Consider the following 4,130-nt stretch of genomic DNA (forward strand, 5'->3'; position numbering starts at 1 on the left):
ATTTTCACATTAAAGTAGCGAACTTTTTATGTGGGAAGCACAGCTATTACCTTACAGCTCTAGCACGTCTCTGGACAGAAACGTTTCAGTGAGATTGCTAAATTAGCATTTCATGGAGTATCTCAAGTAATGTAATACTGATAAAGATGGGCTAAGTCATTACAAAGCTTCTAATTCGTGGCCAAATTAATCATTCCACAATAATTTATGCTCATAGAACGCTCGCTAAGAAACATGTCTGAACAAGCCTTAAATACATTATTCAATTGACCTTTGCACCTTGTTTGTTAAAATTCAAAGAGAAAAAATCTCCAAAAATACGAAGAATAAGGCAAAACATATGCTAAAACGATTTGGTGTGACGAATTTCTCGTCATTTAGAGGCGAGCAAGTCTTTGACATGACGGCAGGGACAACAAAAGTATTAGCGGATCATGCGATAGACTTTGGTGATGTTAAGATATTAAAAAGTGCTGTCATTTATGGTGCAAATGCTTCAGGAAAATCAAATCTTGTAAAAGCAATTGATTTTTCAAAGAGTGTTGTGATCAAAGATTTAAGCAATATTGAAACTTATAAAAAACACTTTAGACTTTGTAATGAGAGTTATAAAAAAGATTCTTCATTTGAGTTTGAAATAAATATCAACGGAAGATTTTTCTCTTATGGCTTTTCTCTTCTATTAAAAGAAAAAACAATTAAAGAAGAATGGTTGGTTGAAATAGGGAAAGGAAAACCTAACATTCTATTTCAAAGGACTGGGAATGACATAACTCTTGGTGCTAAACTTTCATCAGATACAAGTTCAAGAACTAGGCTTGAAATTTATATCGATGATATGAAAAATCAAAAAAGCCGTCTATTTCTTACTGAAATAGCTGAGAAGAAATTAGATCTTGAAATTATCTCTCCAATCAATGATATATTTAACTGGTTTAAAAATAAACTTATAATAATGTACCCTGATTCAAAGTTTGGCGGGGTTCGACTTATAAATAAAAACTTTGCTGAACAACTTTCTCATTACCTTAGTTCATTTGATACAGGCGTAGTATCTGTTAGTTCAATAGAAGAGGATTTTGAAGAAGCTTTTAAAGGTCTACCTGAAGATCTAAAGGCTGGTGTAGAAGAAGAGGTTTCAAAAGCAAAATCAGGGAAAGTAATGGTTCAAGGGATTGGTGCTAATCCTCAGTTTTTAACTGTTTATAAAAATGAAGATGATGAACTAAAAGTAAAGAAACTTGGACTGGTTCATGGCAAAGAAATTAAAGAAACATTCGAGCTACATGAAGAGTCTGATGGGACACTTCGGCTTCTTGATTTCATACCTCTTATTGATAGATTTTCATCAGGGTGTACTATTGTCATAGATGAATTTGACAGAAGCTTACACCCTAAACTTACAAGAGAGTTTATGACTTTATTTCATAAGCTTAGTACTGATAGTTCACAACTAATTGTCACTACTCATGAGTCAACATTACTAGATCTTGACCTGATTAGACGGGATGAAATTTGGTTTGTGGACAAGGGTGATGATGATAGCAGTAACATATTTTCATTGAACAAGTTTCAAGTAAGGTATGATACAAAAATAGAGAAAGCATATTTGTTAGGTCGTTACGGTGCTGTACCTATTTTCAACACATTTAATAATATCTAATTTCGGTTGCGGTGATTTATGGGATTTAAGATAAGGGATTTTGGTAAGCCTGTTTACGATGAATACCAAGAAGATCCTAAAAGAGTTATTATCATATCTTGCGAAGGTAGCGTAACAGAACCAGAGTATTTTAATACAATCAAAGTTAAATTGGCTAAGTATTTAAGTGATATTATTGAAATTGAAGTGGTTAATAAGCAAAACAATGCAAGCGAACCTCAAAATGTAATGGCAAACTTACAACGTTATGTTGAGGCATATGATTATAGAAAAGAACATGACTCTTTATGGCTGGTTTGCGACAGAGAAAAAGTGGATGCAAGAAAGAAACACTTAAAAGAAATCATGCCAATCTGCAAAGAGAACGGTTATAAACTAGCTATAAGCAATCCATTATTTGAACTTTGGTTATTAATGCATATCACTGATATCAGCCAATATGACAAGAAAGTTTTATTTGCTAACGAACCAGTTAATGCTAGTAGGAAGTTTATTGACAAGCAACTTTCAAATATATTAGACAACGGTTATAACAAAAAAGCTGGTCGATTTAATAAAGATATTGTTACATATGAAAATTTGATTCGTGCAATTGAGCAAGAAAAAACACTGGAAAATAATGAAGATCTTCTATTAGATAATTTAGGGTCTAATATTGGAGAGCTAATTAATGACATATTATCATAGAGCACGGTAGGGAAATACGTGATTTTTCTTATACTTAGGAGGTAAGGTACTTTTTATCTACTGCACTTCTAGTATGGCAAAAATAGATGAACAGGTTGTGTATGAGTTTTAGCCCTAACGCATAACGGGGCAAAAGTGAGTCAGAGCTGGGCACTCTGACTCAGGTGATTAGATAAATATTACTTTGTTGATATCATTAGACCTTCATACCAAAGTGATGCCCGTCCGGCATTTCTATATCGATACGTAACCGACCGCCTAACGCTTCAACATAACGTTTTAGTGACAGAAGCTTAACGTCTTTGCCATTTTTCTCTAAACTGGCGACGGTAGGCTGCTTTATCCCCATAGATTCTGCAACCTGAGCTTGAGACATTTGAACACTATGGCGAATCTCTGCAAGATTAAGTTCAAGTAACATCTCTGCAGCTTGTTGTTGTGCCAGGTGCAGTTCATCTGCAGTCATCAGGTCATCAAGTGCGCTTAGTGGCTGACTTTTCATGATTTAGCTCCTCCAGATGCTCCTTAAACTCTCTTTCTGCGATAGGAATCATCTTCTTGTAAAAACGTTTATCACCAGTCTTATCGCCACCACACAAGATGACACACTGGCGCTCAGGGTCAAAAGCGAAGAAAACCCGAATCGGTTTTCCACTACTCTGCACGCGTAGCTCTTTTAAATTACTGACTTTGCTGCCTTCTAAGGTGTCAGCGTATGGCCTAGGTAAAGTTGGGCCTCTTTCTTCTAGCAGAATAAGGGATGCACGTACATTAACCTTATCCCTGCTATTCAATGTTTTAAACCAGTCAATGAAGACTGGCCGATTCAGTATTGTCCACATAGTCGGTGCTTGGCTTCTTTTGGAGTGATTATAGATTAGAATCTATATAGATTGCAATCTATACACACGAACCAGTAGTACTCATAGGGTACACGTTACGCAAACCATATGGTTGCACCTCTCAAATTGGTTCGCAAACCATACCCTAATCAAACTGGTGCCAAGTTAATGTTCATAAGAGCATATCTACGAGCGTCAACCGCTGAACAAGATGCGAAAAGAGCTAAAGAGGAATTAAGCCAGTTCGCAGCTAAAAAGGGTGTTCAGATAGCCAGTTACTATATCGAGAGCCAATCGGGCTCGACGCTAGAAAGAGCTGAACTGGCTAGGTTAATCGATGATTCCCACCAAAATGATATATTGCTTATCGAAAAGGTCGATAGGCTATCAAGACTACCTTATGAACAGTGGAAGCTGTTAAAACAGCGATTAGTTGAAGCTGGATTACATATCGTAGTTGTTGATCAACCGATGACTCATTCAGTTCTCCATGATAACTCTGATGGCTCCATGATCTCGAAAGTGCTAACTGAATTTATGATCGATTTAGCTGCAGCGATGGCTAGGGATGATTATGAGACTCGCCGCAAGCGCCAATCTCAGGGGATTGAAAAGGCGAAGGCGCTGGGGAAGTACCAGGGACGGAAGCCCGATGAACAACTAAGATCCAATATTTCCCTTCTTTTGGGAGAGGGAAAGAGCTGGTCACAGATACAGGGATTGCTTGGGTGTAGTAGATCAACGATCGCTAAAGTACGAAAAAAAGGTCGTAAATTGGTAAACCCGGAAATTTAAAACCCTTTATATACAGTGATTTAGCTAATTTCGTGGAACTTTTCGTAGAAATGGGCGCAATACCCCGTTTTGCTGGCTTCTGAAGGCTGGACTCAGACTATGATTTCACAAGCTCTTCGTATTCATGAATCGACCGTTGCACG

At 37.1% G+C, this 4,130-nt stretch carries 5 protein-coding genes; 3 read left to right on the forward strand and 2 right to left on the reverse strand.

Going from position 1 to position 4,130, the window contains the following annotated elements; all coding sequences use genetic code 11:
• The first annotated feature begins 340 nt into the window (after positions 1-340).
• On the forward strand, positions 341-1,663 hold the full coding sequence (locus tag Q1A70_RS19140) for an AAA family ATPase (RefSeq protein ID WP_299695449.1): 1,323 nt from the start codon (positions 341-343) through the stop codon (positions 1,661-1,663).
• An 18-nt stretch (positions 1,664-1,681) separates the two neighbouring features.
• Positions 1,682-2,350, forward strand: coding sequence for an RloB family protein (locus Q1A70_RS19145; protein ID WP_299695451.1), 669 nt, complete (start codon positions 1,682-1,684; stop codon positions 2,348-2,350).
• A gap of 196 nt (positions 2,351-2,546) precedes the next feature.
• Here the strand turns inward: Q1A70_RS19145 and Q1A70_RS19150 are convergent, their stop codons facing one another.
• Together Q1A70_RS19150 and Q1A70_RS19155 are read right to left on the reverse strand one after the other, a co-directional pair.
• A complete protein-coding gene (locus Q1A70_RS19150; RefSeq protein ID WP_023404383.1) occupies positions 2,547-2,852 on the reverse strand; it encodes a helix-turn-helix domain-containing protein in 306 nt (101 codons plus the stop codon).
• Positions 2,824-3,192, reverse strand: a complete 369-nt coding sequence (locus Q1A70_RS19155) for a type II toxin-antitoxin system RelE/ParE family toxin (protein ID WP_023404384.1) — start codon at positions 3,190-3,192, stop codon at positions 2,824-2,826. The genes Q1A70_RS19150 and Q1A70_RS19155 overlap by 29 nt, the downstream gene beginning before the upstream one ends.
• Positions 3,193-3,360: 168 nt before the next feature.
• Between Q1A70_RS19155 and Q1A70_RS19160 the strand changes: the two genes are divergently transcribed.
• Positions 3,361-3,987 carry a recombinase family protein gene (locus Q1A70_RS19160; protein ID WP_299695461.1) on the forward strand — a complete coding sequence of 209 codons (627 nt, stop codon included), beginning with the start codon at positions 3,361-3,363 and terminating at the stop codon, positions 3,985-3,987.
• Positions 3,988-4,130 lie beyond the last annotated feature (143 nt).

Source organism: uncultured Vibrio sp., from assembly GCF_947488985.1.
Classification (GTDB): Bacteria; Pseudomonadota; Gammaproteobacteria; order Enterobacterales; family Vibrionaceae; genus Vibrio.